The sequence below is a fragment of the Leclercia sp. 1548 genome (assembly GCF_050435045.1).
In the GTDB taxonomy this organism is placed as follows: domain Bacteria; phylum Pseudomonadota; class Gammaproteobacteria; order Enterobacterales; family Enterobacteriaceae; genus Enterobacter; species Enterobacter adecarboxylatus.
In genome coordinates, this window is the sequence record NZ_JBNDJP010000002.1 from 295,316 (window position 1) to 314,445 (window position 19,130).

Annotated in this window: 13 protein-coding genes and 1 pseudogene; 10 read left to right on the top strand and 4 right to left on the bottom strand. The window is 56.3% G+C overall.

What is annotated here, in order from left to right:
• Positions 1–708: 708 nt before the first annotated feature.
• The gene (gene rcsB / locus ABIE02_RS06680; RefSeq protein WP_032612710.1) at positions 709–1,359 is read right to left on the bottom strand and encodes a response regulator transcription factor RcsB; all 651 of its coding nucleotides are present in this window, start codon (positions 1,357–1,359) and stop codon (positions 709–711) included.
• Between the two features lie 16 nt (positions 1,360–1,375).
• Complete coding sequence (rcsD, locus tag ABIE02_RS06685; protein WP_059307491.1) at positions 1,376–4,048, bottom strand: phosphotransferase RcsD; 2,673 nt, start codon at positions 4,046–4,048, stop codon at positions 1,376–1,378.
• A 739-nt stretch (positions 4,049–4,787) separates the two neighbouring features.
• On the opposite strand from rcsD, the gene ABIE02_RS06690 reads away from it, so the two are divergent.
• From ABIE02_RS06690 to mgtE, 6 genes are all read left to right on the top strand, one after another.
• Positions 4,788–5,900 carry a porin OmpC gene (locus ABIE02_RS06690; RefSeq protein ID WP_032612705.1) on the top strand — a complete coding sequence of 371 codons (1,113 nt, stop codon included), beginning with the start codon at positions 4,788–4,790 and terminating at the stop codon, positions 5,898–5,900.
• Between the two features lie 120 nt (positions 5,901–6,020).
• Complete coding sequence (apbE, locus tag ABIE02_RS06695) at positions 6,021–7,076, top strand: FAD:protein FMN transferase ApbE (protein WP_032612703.1); 1,056 nt, start codon at positions 6,021–6,023, stop codon at positions 7,074–7,076.
• A gap of 72 nt (positions 7,077–7,148) precedes the next feature.
• On the top strand, positions 7,149–8,213 hold the full coding sequence (ada, locus tag ABIE02_RS06700; RefSeq protein ID WP_059307492.1) for a bifunctional DNA-binding transcriptional regulator/O6-methylguanine-DNA methyltransferase Ada: 1,065 nt from the start codon (positions 7,149–7,151) through the stop codon (positions 8,211–8,213).
• A complete protein-coding gene (alkB, locus tag ABIE02_RS06705) occupies positions 8,213–8,863 on the top strand; it encodes a DNA oxidative demethylase AlkB (protein WP_336994474.1) in 651 nt (216 codons plus the stop codon). Before ada ends, alkB begins: the two co-directional genes overlap by 1 nt.
• 76 nt (positions 8,864–8,939) lie before the next feature.
• Positions 8,940–10,583 carry a multidrug ABC transporter permease/ATP-binding protein gene (locus ABIE02_RS06710; RefSeq protein WP_336994475.1) on the top strand — a complete coding sequence of 548 codons (1,644 nt, stop codon included), beginning with the start codon at positions 8,940–8,942 and terminating at the stop codon, positions 10,581–10,583.
• A gap of 189 nt (positions 10,584–10,772) precedes the next feature.
• Positions 10,773–12,209, top strand: coding sequence for a magnesium transporter (mgtE, locus tag ABIE02_RS06715; RefSeq protein ID WP_032612695.1), 1,437 nt, complete (start codon positions 10,773–10,775; stop codon positions 12,207–12,209).
• Here the strand turns inward: mgtE and ABIE02_RS06720 are convergent.
• Positions 12,172–13,518: pseudogene (locus ABIE02_RS06720) on the bottom strand (SulP family inorganic anion transporter). The gene mgtE and the pseudogene ABIE02_RS06720 overlap by 38 nt on opposite strands.
• A 132-nt stretch (positions 13,519–13,650) precedes the next feature.
• Between ABIE02_RS06720 and mqo the strand changes: the two are divergent.
• Positions 13,651–15,306: a malate dehydrogenase (quinone) gene (gene mqo, locus ABIE02_RS06725; RefSeq protein WP_279867396.1), complete on the top strand. Its 1,656-nt coding sequence runs from the start codon at positions 13,651–13,653 to the stop codon at positions 15,304–15,306.
• Positions 15,307–15,344: 38 nt separating this feature from the next.
• Here mqo and eco read toward each other — a convergent pair whose 3' ends face one another.
• Complete coding sequence (gene eco / locus ABIE02_RS06730) at positions 15,345–15,842, bottom strand: serine protease inhibitor ecotin (RefSeq protein WP_059307496.1); 498 nt, start codon at positions 15,840–15,842, stop codon at positions 15,345–15,347.
• A gap of 192 nt (positions 15,843–16,034) precedes the next feature.
• Between eco and ABIE02_RS06735 the strand changes: the two genes are divergently transcribed.
• The 3 genes from ABIE02_RS06735 to ABIE02_RS06745 all read left to right on the top strand — a co-directional run bounded on the left by ABIE02_RS06735 (position 16,035) and on the right by ABIE02_RS06745 (position 19,059).
• Positions 16,035–16,295 (top strand): DUF2534 family protein, encoded by a 261-nt coding sequence (locus ABIE02_RS06735; protein ID WP_032612688.1) that lies wholly within the window; start codon positions 16,035–16,037, stop codon positions 16,293–16,295.
• 93 nt (positions 16,296–16,388) lie between these two features.
• A complete protein-coding gene (locus ABIE02_RS06740; protein WP_336994476.1) occupies positions 16,389–17,573 on the top strand; it encodes an MFS transporter in 1,185 nt (394 codons plus the stop codon).
• Between the two features lie 91 nt (positions 17,574–17,664).
• Complete coding sequence (locus ABIE02_RS06745; protein ID WP_336994477.1) at positions 17,665–19,059, top strand: DUF1996 domain-containing protein; 1,395 nt, start codon at positions 17,665–17,667, stop codon at positions 19,057–19,059.
• The last annotated feature ends 71 nt before the right edge of the window (positions 19,060–19,130 follow it).

A 19,130-nucleotide genomic window follows, 5' to 3' on the forward strand; every position in this document is an offset into this window, starting at 1 on the left:
GTGGTAATGCCAGGCAGTTAAGCCCGGCGGATTGTTCCGTTCACCTCATGTTCAGCAGAACATGGCATTACATAACCCGTGAACGTGACAAGGGGGGCCGCCGGGCCCCCCTTGTCAATCCCCGCGGCCCCGCAATGAAACCGGTGCTTCGCACTGCGCTCACCTCCCGACCGGCTGCCTGCGGTCGGCTCAACTCGACATCCTGTCTCGATTCGCCTCTGGCCGCCATCCCTGGCGTCCAGCCCTTGTCATCCGATCTCCGTTTCGCCGGTTTCAGCGGGGAATCAACACCCGTGCCACATTCAGGCGACTGAGAAGCGTGAGGGTGGGGGAATCCGGCTGAAAATCGCCGAAGCGTTGACCGCAGGCCGAGAGGGCATAGCCTGCCGGGAGCAGGGGTAGCCAGGGAGTGGGAGGCGGCGAACCCCCTGGCACGTTCACCGCAGCGGAAGGGGCATAAAGCATAGGTGCTTTAGTGAACGTAACCCCTCCACTTCAGTCATTTAGGAATACCGAATCGTTTAACTGACTGGCATTACCCACTTGTGGGCTTTTTTATTGCCCACTTATGCTTCGCTTACGCGGGCCTGCCGGGTGCTCTTTCTTCCTGGAAATAGAGGGCTGGGGTGGGGTGAACATCCCGCAACTGCCTGAAAGCGGGGCATAAAAAAAGGCAACTTACGTTGCCTTTTTACGTTGACCTGCCGGTTACTCTTTATCTGCCGGACTCAGGGTCACGGAGGAGAGATAATTCAACAGGGCGATATCGTTTTCCACGCCCAGTTTCATCATTGCAGATTTCTTCTGGCTACTGATGGTCTTGATGCTGCGGTTCAGTTTCTTGGCAATTTCGGTAACCAGGAAACCTTCTGCGAACAGACGCAACACTTCGCTCTCTTTCGGTGACAGACGTTTGTCGCCGTAACCGCCAGCGCTGATTTTTTCCAGCAGGCGGGAGACGCTTTCCGGGGTAAATTTCTTCCCTTTCTGCAGCGCGGCCAGCGCTTTTGGCAGATCGGTAGGTGCGCCCTGTTTCAGGACAATCCCTTCGATATCGAGATCCAGCACGGCGCTTAAAATGGCCGGGTTGTTGTTCATGGTCAGCACGATGATCGAAATGCTTGGGAAGTGACGCTTGATGTATTTGATCAGCGTGATCCCGTCACCGTATTTATCTCCAGGCATGGAAAGGTCGGTGATGAGCACGTGCGCATCAAGTTTCGGGAGGTTATTAATCAGTGCTGTGGAATCTTCAAATTCGCCGACTACATTCACCCACTCGATCTGTTCAAGTGATTTGCGAATACCGAACAGTACAATCGGATGGTCATCGGCAATAATTACGTTCATATTGTTCATGTATAAGGCTACCTTGCTACAGCAAGCTTTTGACATAGTCGTCAATGTCGCTGATGTATTTTTCTATGCTGGCGGCATCTTTCTCGCGAATAAGATGTTCCAGCGTTTCACATAATTGCTTGCCTGGAACCAGATTAAGCATGGCAAACACCCCTTTGAGCCGGTGTGCTGTCTGAGCCAGCGCCGCAAAGTCGTTCGCGGCGGATTCAGTATACAACCTCTTAACATCATCTGGTACTGTGTCTACGAAGAGAGAATAATAGCCGCTAGCCTGCAATTCGGCATTTTCATTGCCGCCCAGTGGGGATTCCGGGATCGTTTCTTGCGCCAGTTGCTCCTCTATAAGTTGTAGTACAGCTTCCTGCATGGCATTGCTCATATTAAAGTTGACGCGCACCTGGCCGGGGCCAATTTTTCGCACGCCTGGCTCATCATCGCTTAAAAGCAAGCCCGAGGCAGTAAGATTAGACGGATTATCTGTTAAAAAGAGATCATATTCTTGACTTGCCAGTCTTTCATCCGGGGAAATACAGGTTGCTCCCCAGTTTTCCAGCTGACGCACAACGATATTGCGGATCTCATTGGAGGTGACGTCTACCATGATCACCACCTCATCCAGCAGACGTTCATCCTCTTCCGCATCCTGCGGTGTCGCAGGCATCTTCACGTGCAGTGAATAACGGGTGCCCAGCGATTCACGGGCTTTGATATTCAGATGACCACCGAGCTTACGCGCCAGCTGATCGCAGAGCCAGAAGGTGAGGGCGTTAGCTTTGCCGTAGTTGTCACCCTGGGTATCGTTCAGGAACGGGAAGTGCAGATTATCGATTTCGCTGGCGGTGACCCCTTCGCCGGTATCGAGGATACGGAAGGTGAGGCGGTCCTCGGCCGATTCATCGCTGCTCACTTCAAGGGTGATTTTGCCGATCTGGGTTGTCGTGACGGCGTACTGGATCAGCATCAGCAGAATGCGACGCAGCGCGTCACGGTCGCCGTGGCGTTCATCGTTGGCCCGCAGCGGGTTGTTGATTAGCAGCTGCAGCCCTTTACGCTTGATCACCGGCAGCACTTCCGGGACCACTTCATCGATCAGGTCCTGAATCGAGAACAGGGTTGCGTTGCTCTTCCAGCTGTCATTTTCCAGCATATTGGCGAGCTGGATCTCATCCACCAACCGAACCAGCGTATCGGCATGGCTCGACAGTTGCAGGCTTTCCGGGCTGGTTAACTGGGCCGCTTCGCTGGCCAGTGCCTTCAGCGGCAGTTTGAAGGCATCGCCGATATTTTGCATAAATGCCGCCCGGCCCTGCTGGTTCTTCTCGTACAGCCTCTGTGCCTGCTTGAGCTTTTTATTGACCAGTACCTCGCGATCCTGATCGCGAATGATAAAGATCTGCGTGCGTGACGCCACCTGGCTGCGGAACTGGCGGATTTCGTACAGCTCATTATTGACGGTCGCCTGAATCACGCCCTGATGCTGATCGGCCATGCTGGTAATGTTTTGCAGATTCAGGTGCGGCAGCAGGTGATCGGCAATTTTATTGCTGATTATCGTGCGGTTGGCCTCCTGGTCATGCACCAGCAGCCCGAGCGGCAACACCGAGACAATCTCTTCATTCAGGGCGCGCAGAACGCGCAGCTCATTGCTGGTGCCAGCGGCAACGGGAACATCGCTCTGGCGACCCGGCTGCGAGCGGAAGGTGCTGTAACCAAACAGCGCCAGCGCCAGCAGACCGATATTAAGCAGCAGCGGCAACAGAATATTTTGCAGGGTATCCAGCAGCAGCGTACCGAAAGGCACCTGCCAGACCAGGCGCATGCCGGTGGTGTTCAGCGAGGAGGCAATCTCGATTTTCGAGCCATTAAAGGAGATAGAGACGCTATCCGGGCTTTCTTTGTCCGTCGGCGCGCGCAGGTTTTGCGCTGCGGTGTCCTGCTCCAGACGGAAGCTTTCGAGCGGCATATCCGGGGGGATCAGGTCGTTAATCGGCAGATCGAAGGCCACCACCGTCGCCAGATGGCCCGGCTGATTAAAGGTGGTGCGCAGGGTAAAGTAGTAGCCATTTTGCCAGGCCAGCCGGCGCAGGGAAGAGAAGCTTTCGCGCTCGTCCAGGGCATTGGCCTGCTGCAGCATCTCTGCGCGCCGGGAGTCGACTACCGTGCCGACCGAGGACTCTTTAAAACCGGAAGAGAGATCTTTCAACGGCAGGGTGGAGATCAGGATCATGCTGTTGTCCTGACCGTTGAGGTAGTACATCGACCAGGGAATCGTCTCCGCGCCCCACAGCGTATCGAGATAGGTCGACATGCGTTGGGTCATCTCCAGCGTGGCGCTGTCGTGGGAGCCAAAGATCAGGGCTTCGGTTTTGCGCCGCGCTTTCTCCAGATAGTAAACATCCTGCTTCAGGCGCGTCTCCTGCAACCCATCTGCGGATGAGGTGGTTGGCGTGGCTGCGATGTTGTCGTAAATCTGCCAGGTTGCGTAACGCCAGGTGTCGATGCGTTTATGGAGCGCATGGGTGATATCGACAATCTGATAACTTCTGTCTTTTAACCAGGTGTTCACCGCGCTCTGCACCATTACGCCCATGGTCACTAACAGCACAACGATCAATAGAAGAAAGAAACGGGTAATGCTGCCCGGAAGCAGGGAGAATTTGTTCGCGGCTGTGGTATCAGACTGACTCATGGATGTGTTTAACCTGTTATGGCTGCGCTTCAGGCGAGTAGGGCAGTATAAAGCGTAATAATCGAATTTCCAGCCTCACGCCACCTTAGAGGCTGACTTTTTCGCTTCGCTGTGCGAGGAAGGCGGGGTGAGTTAAATCTGTACGGTCAGACTGATATTGTACAAATAAGGGACAATACGGAAAAAAAATCGCACGAATTAACAAGAAATTAAATTACCCGTCCATTTTTTGCGCCTAAAAATAGCGCGCAACGATTTAATTAATAGTCGTTATAGTTTCGGGTGGGTAGCACAAATAATTCAGATTTGCGTAAAGAAAGGTAAAAAAAAACCGAATGCAGTGCATTCGGTTCAATTCTGGATAAACAGACATTCAAATTTGAATGACGGTAATAAATAAAGTTAATGATGATAGCGAGAGATATTTTAGTAGCGAGGCGTCATTTTGTTTTGTCAATCAGTGCTATAATTTATTTTTTCTTAACTCTTTGATTTATATGTTTAATTTTAAGTTTTTGATTTTTGGTGCTTTATTTTTTGGCTTTATGTGCGCCCAAAAAGTTCCCTTGTTTTTACAAATTGAAACATCTATACGGCAATATGAAACATCTTAAAAGTTTTCGTATCATATTCTTATTGGATTATTCTGTATTTTTGAGGAGAATGAGATTGCCGACTGGTTAAGAGGGTTAATCAGTAAGCAGTGGTAATAAAAGACATATAACAGAGGGTTAAAATAATGAAAGTTAAAGTACTGTCCCTCCTGGTGCCAGCACTGCTGGTAGCAGGCGCAGCGAATGCGGCTGAAATTTATAACAAAGACGGCAACAAATTAGATCTCTACGGCAAAGTAGATGGTCTGCACTATTTCTCTGATGACGACGGCGCTGATGGCGATCAGACCTACATGCGTCTCGGCTTCAAAGGCGAAACTCAGGTTAACGACCAGATCACTGGCTACGGTCAGTGGGAATACCAGATTCAGGGCAACACCACCGAGAGCGACAACCAGTCCTGGACACGTGTGGCCTTCGCTGGTCTGAAATTCGCTGAAGCAGGTTCTTTCGACTACGGTCGTAACTACGGCGTCATCTACGACGTCACCTCCTGGACCGACGTACTGCCAGAATTCGGCGGCGACACCTACGGTTCCGACAACTTCCTGCAATCCCGTGGTAACGGCGTTGCAACTTACCGTAACCAGGACTTCTTCGGTCTGGTTGATGGCCTGAACTTTGCTCTGCAGTACCAGGGTAAAAACGGCAGCGTCAGCGGTGAAAACGACACCGGTCGTAGCCTGCTGAAACAGAACGGCGACGGCTTCGGCGGCTCCCTGACCTATGACCTGGGCGAAGGCTTCAGCGTAGGCGCGGCAGCAGCATCCTCCAAACGTACCGCAGATCAGAACGGCCCGCGCGTTTACGGCCGTGGCGACCATGCTGAAGTGTACAGCGGTGGCCTGAAATACGACGCGAACAACCTGTATCTGGCAGCGCAGTACACCCAGACTTACAACGCGACCCGTTTCGGTGACTCTCAGTCCGGCGGCACTAACGCTGTTTATGGCTTCGCTAACAAAGCACAGAACTTCGAAGTGGTAGCACAGTATCAGTTCGACTTCGGTCTGCGTCCATCCGTGGCTTACCTGCAGTCCAAAGGTAAGGACATCGAAGGTAATGGCGACCAGGATCTGCTGAAATATGTTGATGTTGGCGCGACTTACTACTTCAACAAAAACATGTCCACCTACGTTGATTACAAAATCAACCTGCTGGATGAAAATGCCTTCACCGACCGTGCCGGCATCAGCACTGATGACATCGTAGCGCTGGGTCTGGTTTACCAGTTCTAAGTCTTACGTACTATTGCAAAAGGGGCCAAAAGGCCCCTTTTTTTGGCCTTACTATCAGGCCCTTACAAAGCGTGCTTTTTAGTGTACTCTTGCCGGTCTCAGGCTTGAGGATAATAACGAATGGAAATTACTTTTCTGCGCGCCGGTTTTCTGGCGACGCTCTTAATGCTGTCTGCATGTGATGATCCCACTCCTCCGGCTAAGGCCGACACCGCCGCTGCGACGGTGCTGGAAGGGAAAACCATGGGCACCTTCTGGCGCGTTAGCGTCATTGATCTCTCTGCTGACCGGGCTGAAGAGCTGCGCGGGAAGATCCAGTCCCAGCTGGATGGCGACGACCAGCTGATGTCCACCTATAAAAACGACTCTGCCCTGATGCGCTTTAATCAGTCCCAAAGCACTTCTCCCTGGCCGGTGAGCGAAGCGATGGCGGATATTGTCACCGAGTCGCTGCGGGTGGGGTACAAAACCAACGGTGCGATGGATATCACCGTCGGCCCGCTGGTGAATCTGTGGGGCTTTGGCCCGAACAAGCAGCCGGTGAAAACCCCTGACCAGGCGCAGATTGACGATGCCCGGGCGCAAACGGGCCTGCAACATCTGACGGTCATTAATCAGGCCGGCAAGCAATACCTCGAAAAAGACATCCCCGATCTCTATGTCGATCTCTCGACGGTAGGGGAGGGGTATGCCGCCGATCACCTGGCCCGGCTGATGGCCGAGGAGGGGATCCCGCGCTATCTGGTGTCGGTGGGTGGCGCGCTGGTCAGCCGCGGCATGAATGCCAGCGATAAGCCCTGGCGCGTGGCGATCCAGAAACCCACCGATCAGCAAAATGCGGTCCAGGCCATTGTCGATATCAACGGCCACGGCATCAGCACCTCCGGGAGCTACCGCAACTATTATGAGCTGGACGGTAAACGTATTTCCCATGTGATCGATCCCCAGACCGGCCGCCCGATTACGCATAATCTGGTGTCGGTGACGGTGATTGCCCCCACGGCGCTGGAAGCCGATGCCTGGGATACCGGCCTGATGGTGCTGGGCACAGAAAAAGCCAAAGAGATTGTGCGTGAACAAGGGCTGGCGGTTTATATGATCACCCGCGAAGGGGAAGGGTTCAAAACCTGGATGTCCCCGCAGTTCGCCAGCTTCCTCGTCAACGGCGCGAATTAAAAAGCAAGGTTGCGGGTTTTTGTCGGGTGGCGTTCAGGCAGGCTAGGCGTATGCTTAGATAAGGAGCCGATCATGAAAAAGCCGAACCCGATGAATGACGATCAACGCTGGCTGGCGGTGCTGGCCCGCGATGGCAATGCCGATGGTCAGTTTGTGTTTGCCGTACAGACTACCGGCATCTTCTGCCGTCCCTCCTGCCGCGCGCGCCACGCCCTGCGTGAAAACGTTCGCTTTTACGCCGATGCCGGTCAGGCAGCGCAGGCGGGATTTCGTCCCTGCAAACGCTGCCGCCCGGATCAACAGGATCCGCAGGCGCAGCGGGTCGCCACCATCGAAAAAGCCTGCCGGTTACTGGAGCAGGAGCAGCCTCTGACCCTTGGGACGCTGGCGCAAGAGGTGGGGATGAGTCCGTATCACCTTCACCGACTTTTCAAAGCGTTTACTGGCATGACCCCGAAAGCCTGGCAGCAGGCGGCCCGGGCGAAACGGCTGCGTCACGCGCTGGCACAGGGCGATAAAATTACCGATTCGGTGCTGGCGGCGGGGTTCCCGGACAGCAGCAGCTATTATCGCAAGGCAGATGCCACCCTGGGAATGACCGCGAAGCAGTACCGCAACGGCGGGGACGATACCACCGTACGCTACGCCCTGAGTCACTGCACGCTGGGGCGGTGTCTGGTGGCTGAGAGCGTGCGGGGTGTCTGCGCCATTTTACCCGGGGATGATGACAGCGCCCTGATCGCCGAACTTGAAACACTCTTTCCCCACGCCCGGCGAGAACAGGCCGATGCCGCCTTCGCCGCGCGCGTTGCACAGGTGATCGCCAGCGTGGATAACCACGATGTCGCTCTCGCCCTGCCGCTGGATATTCGCGGCACCGCCTTCCAGCGTCAGGTCTGGCAGGCGTTGCGCGCCATTCCCGTGGGCGAAACCGCAAGCTATCAGCAGGTGGCCAACGCCATTGGCCATCCCGGCGCGGTGCGGGCAGTGGCCCGGGCCTGCGCCGCTAATACGCTGGCGATTGTCATCCCCTGCCACCGGGTGATTCGTCGCGACGGCGGGCTGTCGGGCTACCGCTGGGGCACGGTCCGCAAGGCGGCGCTGCTGCGTCGCGAAGCCAACAAAGAGGAGGTGTGATGCTGGATCTTTTTGCTGATGCTGAACCCTGGCAGGAGCCGCTGGTGCCCGGGGCAGTGATCCTGCGCCGCTTTGCCCAGGCGCGGGCCAGCGCCTTAATGCAGGGGATCGAACAGGTCGCCAGCGCGTCGCCGTTTCGGCAGATGGTGACCCCCGGGGGATACACGATGTCGGTGGCGATGACCAACTGCGGCGGACTGGGCTGGACCACTAACACGCGCGGCTACCTCTATTCACCCGTCGATCCGCTGACCGACGCGCATTGGCCGCCGATGCCGGACGTTTTTGCCGCTCTGTGCCATGATGCGGCCTGCGCGGCCGGTTATCCTGACTTTCAGCCGGACGCCTGTCTTATCAACCGCTACGCCGTCGGGGCTAAACTCTCTCTGCATCAGGATAAGGACGAGGCAGACCTGCGGGCGCCGATTGTTTCGGTATCGCTCGGCCTGCCCGCGGTCTTCCAGTTCGGCGGATTACACCGCAACGATCCGCTTCAACGCCTGCTGCTGGAGCACGGTGATGTGGTGGTGTGGGGTGGGCCTTCCCGCCTGTTTTATCATGGCATTCAGCCGCTTAAGCCGGGGGTGCATCCCCTCACGGGCGACTGTCGCTACAACCTCACCTTCCGGCAGGCGGCGAATAACGAATAAAAATAAGAATTATTCTTGATGTAAGTGGCGGGCAGTTTACACTGCTGGCTGATTTTTCTTGTCTGGATTGCTCTGTATGGAACTCCTGTTACTGGTCTGGCGTCAATACCGCTGGCCGTTTATCGCGGTAATGGCATTGAGCCTGCTCAGCGCCGCGTTGGGTATTGGGCTTATCGCCTTCATTAACCTGCGTTTAATTGAAACGGTGGACACCACCCTGATGGTGCTGCCGGAATTTCTCGGGCTGCTGGTGCTGCTGATGGCCGTCACTCTGGGTTCGCAGCTGGCGCTCACCACCCTCGGCCACCACTTTGTTTACCGCCTGCGCAGCGAGTTTATCAAGCGTATTCTGGATACCCAGGTTGAACGTGTCGAGCAATTGGGCAGCGCCTTACTGCTGGCCGGGTTGACCAGCGATGTGCGTTCAATCACCATCGCTTTTGTGCGTCTGCCGGAGCTGGTGCAGGGGATTATCCTGACCTTCGGCTCGGCGGCCTATCTGGCCTGGCTCTCCACCAAAATGCTGGCAATCACCGCCCTGTGGATTGTGATCACCATCTGGGGCGGCTACATGCTGGTGTCGCGGGTCTATAAGCACATGGCGGTGCTGCGTGAAACCGAAGATAAGCTTTATAACGACTATCAGACGGTGCTGGAAGGGCGCAAAGAGCTGACCCTCAATCGCGAGCGCGCCGAGCATATCTTCAATAATCTCTATATCCCGGATGCCCGCGAATATCGCCACCACATTGTGCGCGCCGATACCTTCCACCTCAGCGCGGTTAACTGGTCAAATATTATGATGCTGGGCGCGATTGGCCTGGTCTTCTGGATGGCTAACAGCCTCGGCTGGGCAGATACCAATGTCGCTGCCACCTACTCGCTGACGCTGCTTTTCCTGCGCACGCCGCTGCTCTCAGCCGTCGGCGCGCTGCCGACCCTGCTCAGCGCCCAGGTGGCCTTTAACAAGCTGCGCAAGTTCTCTCTCGCGCCCTATAAAGCCGAATTCCCACGTCCGCAGGCCTTCCCGGACTGGCAGACCCTGGAGCTGCGTAACGTTACCTTTCAGTATCAGGACAGTGCCTTTTCCGTCGGGCCGGTGAACTTAACCCTCAACCGCGGCGAACTGCTGTTCCTGATTGGCGGCAACGGCAGCGGTAAATCGACGCTGGCGATGCTGCTGACCGGCCTGTATCAGCCGCAGTCGGGGGAGATCCTGCTGGACGGTAAACCCCTCAGCGCCGAAAAACCGGAAGATTACCGCAAGCTGTTTTCCGCCGTGTTCACCGACGTGTGGTTGTTCGATCAACTGCTTGGCCCGGAAGGCAAACAGGCCGATCCGGCGCTGGTGGAGAAGTGGCTGGCGCATCTGCAAATGTCGCACAAGCTGGAGTTGCAGGATGGCAAGATCCTTAACCTCAAGCTGTCGAAAGGGCAGAAGAAGCGCGTGGCATTGCTGCTGGCGCTGGCGGAAGAGCGCGACATCATTCTGCTGGATGAGTGGGCTGCCGATCAGGACCCGCATTTCCGCCGCGAGTTTTACCAGGTACTGCTGCCGCTGATGCAGCAGATGGGCAAAACTATTTTCGCGATCAGCCATGACGATCACTACTTTATTCATGCCGACCGCCTGCTGGAGATGCGCAGCGGCCAGCTGAGTGAGTTGACCGGTGCCGAGCGCGATGCCGCCTCGCGTGATGCGGTGTCCCGTACCGCCTGAGTGTCAATGTGCCGGGGGGTGGCTTCACCTCACCCGGCCTGCGTTTTATCAGCCCGGGCAGGCGCAACGCCGCCGGGCCATTCCCCCTCATGACTGCTGCTTTTTTATTCTTTCCTCTCATCCGTTTATTAAAAATTACAAAAGCCCGCGCTATGCTTAATGCCAACTCATTTAATGGATTTATGATTAATGTCTGCATTAAGCAAAAACAGCGCACGGCTGCGCGATGAAGAGCGTGCGCGCCTGATCTGGTTGATGACCACCGACAAAGCGCTCACGTCCACTCTGCTGGGTAAACTGACCCTGGCTGAGCAATATGACGTCGGCACATTAGCCGACGATATTGCTGAGGTAGGGGCGTTGGTGGCGCATTTACCGCCACCGGATCTGGCTGACACCCTCGAAGCATTACCTTCGGAAGAGCGCCATGCCTTGTGGCGTCTGGTGCAGGATCACGAGCGTGGGCAGGTCCTGGTAGAGGCCTCGGAGAACGTCTGGGAAGATCTTATCGATGAGATGAGCGACCATGCGATCCTTGATGCCCTGCGCACCCTGGATATCGACGACCAGATTTACCTCGTTCAGCATCTGCCGCGTAACCTGACCGGACGCCTGCTGGTGTCGCTGCCACCGCAGGAACGCGCCCGCGTGCACCAGGTCCTGCACTATGAGCAGGACCGCGTCGGGGCGATCATGGAGTTCAGCGTCATCACGGTGCGCCCGGATGTGACCCTGGGCACGGTACAGCGCTACCTGCGTCGGCTCGGCAAAATGCCGAAAAACACCGATAAACTTTTTGTCACCTCCCGGGATAAAACCCTGCTCGGCGAGCTGGCGCTACAGACCATTCTGCTTAACAGCGCCCAGAGCAAAGTCAGCGAGGTGATGGACACCCAGCCGATGCTCTTCTCCCCGGAAGATGACGCCGAGAAAGCGGCCCGTACCTTTGAGCGCGACAACCTGCTCAGCGCCGCGGTAGTAGACGCGGTGGGTAAGCTGATGGGGCGACTGACCATCGATGAGATTGTGGATGTGGTCTATAAAGAGACCGATAACGATATGCGCGCCCTTGGGGGTCTCAGCGCGGAAGAGGATGTCTATGCCCCGGTAAGCAAGGCGGTGAAAACCCGCTGGGCCTGGCTGGCGATCAACCTCTGCACCGCCTTTATCGCCTCGCGGGTGATCGACGGGTTTGAACATACCATTTCACAGCTGGTGGCGTTGGCCTCGTTGATGCCTATTGTGGCAGGCATTGGCGGAAATACCGGTAACCAGACCATCACCATGATTGTGCGCGCCCTGGCGCTACAGCACATTCAGCCCGGCAACTTTACCTTCCTGATCCTGCGTGAGCTTGGCGTGGCGCTGATTAACGGTCTGGTGTGGGGCGGCATTATGGGGGGCGTCACCTGGTGGCTGTACGACGACATGGCGCTGGGTGGGGTAATGACCCTGGCGATGGTGCTGAACCTGCTGGTAGCGGCGTTGATGGGGGTCATCATTCCGATGGTGATGACCCGCCTCGGGCGCGACCCCGCAGTGGGGTCGAGCGTGATGATCACCGCCATTACCGATACCGGCGGGTTCTTTATTTTTCTTGGGCTGGCGACGCTGTTTCTGCTGTAGCGGCGCTGTGGCGGCGCAGACGGGCAGGGAGGATCGCCATAAGGATAATCCCGCCCAGCACGCCAATGGCCAGATTGCCGGTTGAGACGGTGGCCGCGACGGTCACCAGCATCACCAGGGTTTCGGCGACGGGCGCACCTTTCACCGTGGCAGGGCGAATGCTCTGCCAGTTAAAGGTTTTGATGGCGACAATGGCCATGATCCCCGCCAGCACCGCCATCGGAATTTTTGCCATTACTTCGCTCAGGGCAGTGACCAACAGCAGCAACACCAGCCCGGCCGCCAGGGTGGAGACACGGCTGCGACCTTTACCCATTTCGACGTTAACGATGGTCTGACCGATCATCGCGCACCCGGCGATCCCGCCAAAGAAGCCCGCCAGGATATTGGCTACGCCCAGCCCTACGCTCTCGCGGCGCTTGCTGGACGGCGTGGCCGTCAGTTCATCCACCAGTTTTGCCGTCAGCAGCGACTCCATCAGGCCGACGAAGGCAATGCTCAGCGCGCAGGGCCAGATAATGCTCAGGGTTTGCAGGTTGAGGGGCACCAGCATCTGAGTGATACCCGGCAGGCCGCCGCCGATAGATCCTTCGTCGCCCACGGTTGGCAGCAGCTGGCCGCTGGTGACGGTGTAAAGCGTCAGGACCACAATGGCGATCAGCGGGGAAGGAATACTTTTAATGTAGCGGGGTGCCCACAGCACAATCAGCAGCGTCAGAACAAAGAGACCGACAATCAACGGACTTCTGCTCCAGAAATGGGGCACCTGGGCAAAGAAGATTAAAATCCCCAGCGCGTTCACAAACCCGGTCATCACCGACTGGGGAATAAAGCGCATCAGGCGCGCCATTCCCAGCGCGCCGAACAGGATCTGGATCAGGCCCGCCAGCAGCACCGCAGGCAGAATATACTGCGCGCCATGCTGATGCACCATCGGCCCAATCACCAGCGCCACCGAGCCTGCGGCAGCGGTCACCATCGCCGGACGTCCACCTATCACCGACAGCGACAGACAGAGCACCACCGAGGCGAACAGGCTCACTTTCGGATCGACCCCCGCCACTACCGAGAAGGAGATCACCTCGGGGATTAACGCCAGCGCGGTGATCACACCGGCCAGGGTTTCGCGCATTAACAGCGACGGAGAACGCAGGACCGATAAGGTCCGGGGAGAGGCATGGGTATGAGACATAGTTTTTCGCAAGTTAGTGGCGGTTGGCTGGATCTGTGCGGTCGATCACAAAGGGCTGCATAGTAGCGGGAAAATGCGCATCTTTCCAGCGCAGCAGCGCCTCGACCCTACAAACATAGCGACATTGATTATCATAATTACAATAATTATTTAACCTTTAAACAATATTTAAATGTTGCTACCGTGGCGCCGCACTCGACTTCATCTGCATAAATAGCGAACAATACGCTTATTACGAAGGCATTAATTATGAAAAAAATGACTGCCCTGTTGCTGGCTGCGGCGGCAAGCTTTAGCGCTGCTCCGATGGCGGCGAAGGCTCAGGCATCGCAGGACCAGGAAACGGACGTTCTGTTAATTGGCGGCGGGATCATGAGCGCCACGCTGGGAACCTATCTGCAGGAGCTTCAGCCGGACTGGTCAATGACCATGGTTGAACGTCTGGACGGCGTAGCCCAGGAAAGCTCCAACGGCTGGAATAACGCCGGTACGGGCCACTCGGCTTTAATGGAGCTGAACTACACCCCGCAGAAAAAAGACGGCTCTATCAGCATTGAGAAAGCCGTGGAGATCAACGAAGCGTTCCAGATCTCCCGTCAGTTCTGGTCTCACCAGGTTAACAGTGGCGTAATGCATGATCCGCACAGCTTTATTAACACTGTGCCGCACATGAGTTTTGTCTGGGGTGACGATAACGTTAACTTCCTGCGCGGCCGTTATGCTGCCCTGCAGCAAAGCACGCTGTTCCGTGGGATGAAATACTCCGAAGATCACGCTCAGATCAAGGAGTGGGCGCCGCTGGTGATGGAAGGGCGCGACCCGAACCAGAAAGTGGCCGCGACCCGTACCGAAATCGGTACCGACGTTAACTACGGTGAAATTACCCGTCAGCTGGTGGGTTCTCTGCAGAAAAAAGAGAACTTCACTCTGTCGCTGAACAGCGAAGTGCGCGGCTTTAAGCGTAACGCAGACAACACCTGGAGCGTGACCGTTGCCGATCTCAAGCACAATGATGAAGAGCACGTCATCAAGGCGAAGTTCGTCTTTATTGGTGCCGGCGGCGCGGCGCTGAAGCTGCTGCAGGAGACCGGTATCCCGGAAGCGGAAAACTACGCGGGCTTCCCGGTTGGGGGTCAGTTCCTGGTGTCTGAAAACCCGGACGTGGTGAACCGTCATCTGGCGAAGGTATATGGTCAGGCTTCCGTGGGCGCACCGCCGATGTCAGTGCCGCATATCGACACCCGTATTCTCGACGGTAAGCGCGTGGTGCTGTTCGGGCCGTTTGCGACCTTCTCGACCAAGTTCCTGAAGAACGGTTCGCTGTGGGATCTGCTGAGTTCTACCACCACCTCGAACGTGGGGCCAATGGTTGATGTCGGTCTGGATAACTTCGATCTGGTGAAATACCTGATTAGCCAGGTGATGCTCTCCGATGACGATCGCTTTGAAGCGCTGAAAGAGTACTACCCGGACGCGAAGCAAGCGGACTGGCGTCTGTGGCAGGCGGGTCAGCGCGTGCAGATCATCAAGCGTGACGAGGAGAAAGGCGGCGTGCTGCGTCTGGGCACCGAAGTGGTTAGCGATAAAGAAGGCACCGTAGCCGCGCTGCTGGGTGCATCTCCGGGCGCATCCACTGCCGCGCCGATCATGCTGCATCTGATGGAAAAAGTGTTCAAAGACAAAGTCGCCAGCCCGGAGTGGCAGGCGAAGCTGAAAACGATCATTCCATCTTACGGTACGGCGCTGAACGGCAACATCGATGCTACCGAGCAGGAGCTGGAGTACACCAGCCGCGTTCTGCAGCTGAAGTATGAAAAGCCGCAGGCCCCGGATGCGGTGCCTCAGGCTCAGCCGCAGGCGACGGCCCAGCCGGAAAGCAAACCGGTCGCGGATATCGCACTCTGATGTAAAAAAAGCCGGCTTAACATAACCCGGCTTTTTTATTAACGCGCGACGGCGTTTTCGATTTTCTCATCTGCCTGCCAGACGCGGTATTTCACCTCGATGTTGTCCGGCGTATAGATCACAATCGGCAGCTTGCTGTTGTAGCGCAGCAGACTGTGCTCACCCAGATTCGCAGTCACAAATTTAGCGGTTTTCTTCCCTTCCGGGCAGGCCATCATCGTGGAGACCGGCGAGGTGACCTTATCAAAGACGTAATAGTCGTAGCCCCAGCCTTCCAGCGTCTTGCTGGTTAACTGGCCGCCCAGACGATGCAGGTTGCAGTCCACGTCCAGCGTCTGGCCGATCAGCAGTTCTACTTTGTAATTCGCTTCATCTTTCTGGGCGGGCAGGTCGATAACCTGGCGCTTCATCCCGTGCTCCGCCTGCGGATACGGGGCCGTTTTCTCAAGGGGTTGAGCGGCAGGGGCGGCATAGGCACTGGCGCAGGCCAACGCCAGAAGGGCGACGATGCTTTTAGGTGCGTTTTTCACAGTCATTCCTTTTTATGTCAAACGGTTCCTGCTTACACTATCATAAGTGGTGTTTTTTGCCTTTATTTTATTTTTATCTGGTTTATATCACTAACAATTTGCCTTTGTTGTGGTTTTAAATTCTGGATTGGTGCGGCAGGCACGATCGTGGTAGGGTGAGCGGCAATCATTGTTATTCATCTGTGAAGGAAGAGACGCATGGTACGCCAAAAACTTAACACCCCAGCGGGGAAAAAATTTCTGCTGGCACTGCTGACGGTGTTTCTCATCGCGGTAATGGGGGTAGGCCGTGTAACGATCATCGGTGTGGTTGAGCAGTACAACATTCCGCTAACGTCGTGGACCACCAGCATGTACGTTCTGCAATCGGCAATGGTGTTAGTTTACAGCACGGTCTTTACCGTTCTGCTGGCCATCCCGCTGGGGATCTTTTTCCTCGGTGGTAGCGATAAGCACTAAGCTTTCGCGCTTCGCTTTTACGATATTGATTCACATTCCCTTCTGCTACTTTTTCGGGTTAAATGACGGTTTTCCCGGTAGCAGGAGCGGAGCATGGCCTCCCGGTTTTCCACGCTGAGCCAGATCCCCAAAGGGGTCTGGATCGTTGGCGGCGTCAGCATGTTGATGGACATCTCCTCGGAGATCATCCATAGCTTATTGCCGCTGTTTATGGTGACCACGCTGGGAGCCAGCGTCATCTTCATTGGCCTGATCGAAGGGCTGGCGGAAGCCACGGCGCTGATTATCAAGGTTTTCTCCGGTGCCATCAGCGACTATCTGGGGAAACGCAAAGGGCTGGCGCTGCTGGGCTACGGGCTGGGGGCGGCCAGCAAGCCGCTGTTCGCGCTCGCCTCCTCGTCGGGGATGATCCTCGGGGCACGGTTAATTGACCGGGTAGGGAAGGGGATCCGCGGCGCACCGCGTGATGCGCTGGTGGCCGACGTAACGCCACCCGAACTACGGGGTGCCGCCTACGGGCTGCGTCAGTCGATGGACACCATCGGCGCGTTTCTTGGCCCGCTGCTGGCGGTCGGCATGATGCTGTTGTGGCATAACGATTTCCGCACCATTTTCTGGATCGCCGTGATTCCTGGCGTACTTGCCGTCGCGCTACTCTTTTTTGGCCTGCATGAACCCGCCTCTCCTGTCGCCCACAAACGCACCAATCCGATTAAAAAAGCGAACCTGAAACGCCTCGGTGCCAGCTGCTGGTGGGTGGTCGGCCTGGGGGCAGTCTTTACCCTGGCCCGCTTCAGCGAGGCATTTCTGGTGCTGCGCGCCCAGCAATCCGGTATCCCGCTGGCGTTGATCCCGCTGGTGATGGTCGCCATGAACCTGCTGTACGCCTTTTCAGCCTATCCCTTCGGTAAACTCTCCGATGCCATGAGCCATACCCGCCTGCTGCAAGGGGGGCTGGTGGTATTGATCGCGGCAGATATCGTGCTGGCCCTGAGCACCCACTGGGTGGGGATCATCGTCGGCGTGGCGCTGTGGGGCATTCATATGGGAATGACGCAGGGGCTGCTGACGGCGATGATTGCGAAAACAGCTCCCGCCGACCTGCGCGGAACCGCCTTTGGCCTGTTCAGTATGGTGAGCGGCGTGGCGCTGCTGATTGCCAGCCTCGGAGCGGGCATCATCTGGGAAACGTGGGGCGCGGAATATACTTTCTATACGGGGGCCGTTATCTGCCTGATAACCCTGGGGTATCTGCTTAAGCGTCCGGCAGCGTTGTAAAGCACGTTACAGCGGAAAATCATTTCGTAAATCATTCGGAGAGTGAACGCCGTTTTGTTACCAATGTGGGCCTTTCTATCAGGAGATCTCTATGAAAAGGACCACAGTTTATACTGCGCTGGCATCCGCCCTTTTGCTGCCATCGCTTTATGCGCATGCCGCCCCGCAGGCGCACGTTGTCTGCGGGTATAACCACACCCTGGGCGATGATGCCATCATGATGTTCGGCAAAGCCAACCAGGCGATGTGGCATGACTTTTTTGGCAATACCCGCACGGATGCCCATTCCACCTCTTCGTCGCTGCGTAAGCAACCGGACACCACCTGCGATAACAAAGCCGACAGCTCAGCCTACTGGGTGCCGTCGCTGCGCCTGCCAAATGGGACGGTGGTAAAGCCTGCCTACCAAAAAACCTACTATCAGGCTTCGCAGGTCGATCAGTACCCACTCAGCCCGTTCCCGGCCGGGCTGGCGTTGCTGGCGGGCGATCACCGCGGCACTAAACCCAACTCCCGGATCACCTTTTTATGCGCCAACGGCAAAGGCTACACCAATAAAGTCGGTGAAGTCTGTGGCCTGAGAAAAGCCAAAGATGCGGTGCAGTTCAATATCGGCATTCAGTTCCCTAACTGCTGGGATGGCATTAACCTCAAGCCGCACCACGGGATGGCTAACGCCGCCTACGATGTGAAAGGGGATTGTCCTTCCGGCTTCCCGGTGAAGATCCCGACGGTAAATATGAACGTGGCCTGGGTGCTGCACGGCATCACCTCTCTGGATACGGCGAAAGCGCAGCTGTCGCTCGATCCCACCATGAATGGCGATGCGCGTGAGGAGCACTGGGGTAGCCTCTATACCGCCCATGCCGACTTTATGAACGGCTGGACCGAAGAGGGCGCCCGCTTTATGACGGAGATGTGCATGAATCAGGGCATGGATTGCGGTACCAACGTGCCTTATGGCTATTCGAAGGCGCTGGCAAACGTCCGGGTGAGCAGCGAGACGGCGAGCGCCCCGGCGCAGACCTTATTAGTCCAGGATAACTGGCAAAACGGGGGGCGTACCCACAATAGCGAGACCCTGAGCCTGGTTAAATTCACGATCCCACCGCTGCCGACAGGCCAGGATCCCTCTCTCTTCAAGTACAAAATTCGTATCTATGGCGGGAAAGTCGAAGCCAACGGCGCGGATCAAATCTTCTTCTACCCGGCCAGCAACGACTGGGATCCGGCTACCGTCAGCTGGAAAAAACGGCCTGCCTGCAACTACAGCTCCGATGCAAAACTGTATCTCAACAACAAGCGTGAGTACCGGATGGTAGATGTCGACAAGGCGGTGCGTAAAGCGCTGGCCGCAGGAAAGACGGAAATCTCCTGGTACATCGGGGGCGACCGTCAGGGCAACCACTACGAGTTCAGCCCGGCGGATTCGAAAGAGAGCCTGATGCTGATGTTGACAGGGTATAAAAAGACGCCGGAAATTTAAGCGCGCATTGAAGCGCTGTCGCGGAAGTCAGGCATAAAAAAACCAACCGTAAAAGGTTGGTTTTTTTTGGG

Bases quoted from the DNA above. Each gene is read 5' to 3' on its own strand.
- ABIE02_RS06710 (WP_336994475.1), top strand. From the start codon at position 8,940: ATGGAACTCCTGTTACTGGTCTGGCGTCAATACCGCTGGCCGTTTATC.
- alkB (WP_336994474.1), top strand. From the start codon at position 8,213: ATGCTGGATCTTTTTGCTGATGCTGAACCCTGGCAGGAGCCGCTGGTG.
- rcsB (WP_032612710.1), bottom strand. From the start codon at position 1,359: ATGAACAATATGAACGTAATTATTGCCGATGACCATCCGATTGTACTG.
- ABIE02_RS06740 (WP_336994476.1), top strand. From the start codon at position 16,389: ATGGCCTCCCGGTTTTCCACGCTGAGCCAGATCCCCAAAGGGGTCTGG.
- eco (WP_059307496.1), bottom strand. From the start codon at position 15,842: ATGACTGTGAAAAACGCACCTAAAAGCATCGTCGCCCTTCTGGCGTTG.
- mqo (WP_279867396.1), top strand. From the start codon at position 13,651: ATGAAAAAAATGACTGCCCTGTTGCTGGCTGCGGCGGCAAGCTTTAGC.
- rcsD (WP_059307491.1), bottom strand. From the start codon at position 4,048: ATGAGTCAGTCTGATACCACAGCCGCGAACAAATTCTCCCTGCTTCCG.
- ABIE02_RS06690 (WP_032612705.1), top strand. From the start codon at position 4,788: ATGAAAGTTAAAGTACTGTCCCTCCTGGTGCCAGCACTGCTGGTAGCA.
- ABIE02_RS06745 (WP_336994477.1), top strand. From the start codon at position 17,665: ATGAAAAGGACCACAGTTTATACTGCGCTGGCATCCGCCCTTTTGCTG.
- ada (WP_059307492.1), top strand. From the start codon at position 7,149: ATGAAAAAGCCGAACCCGATGAATGACGATCAACGCTGGCTGGCGGTG.
- apbE (WP_032612703.1), top strand. From the start codon at position 6,021: ATGGAAATTACTTTTCTGCGCGCCGGTTTTCTGGCGACGCTCTTAATG.
- ABIE02_RS06735 (WP_032612688.1), top strand. From the start codon at position 16,035: ATGGTACGCCAAAAACTTAACACCCCAGCGGGGAAAAAATTTCTGCTG.
- mgtE (WP_032612695.1), top strand. From the start codon at position 10,773: ATGTCTGCATTAAGCAAAAACAGCGCACGGCTGCGCGATGAAGAGCGT.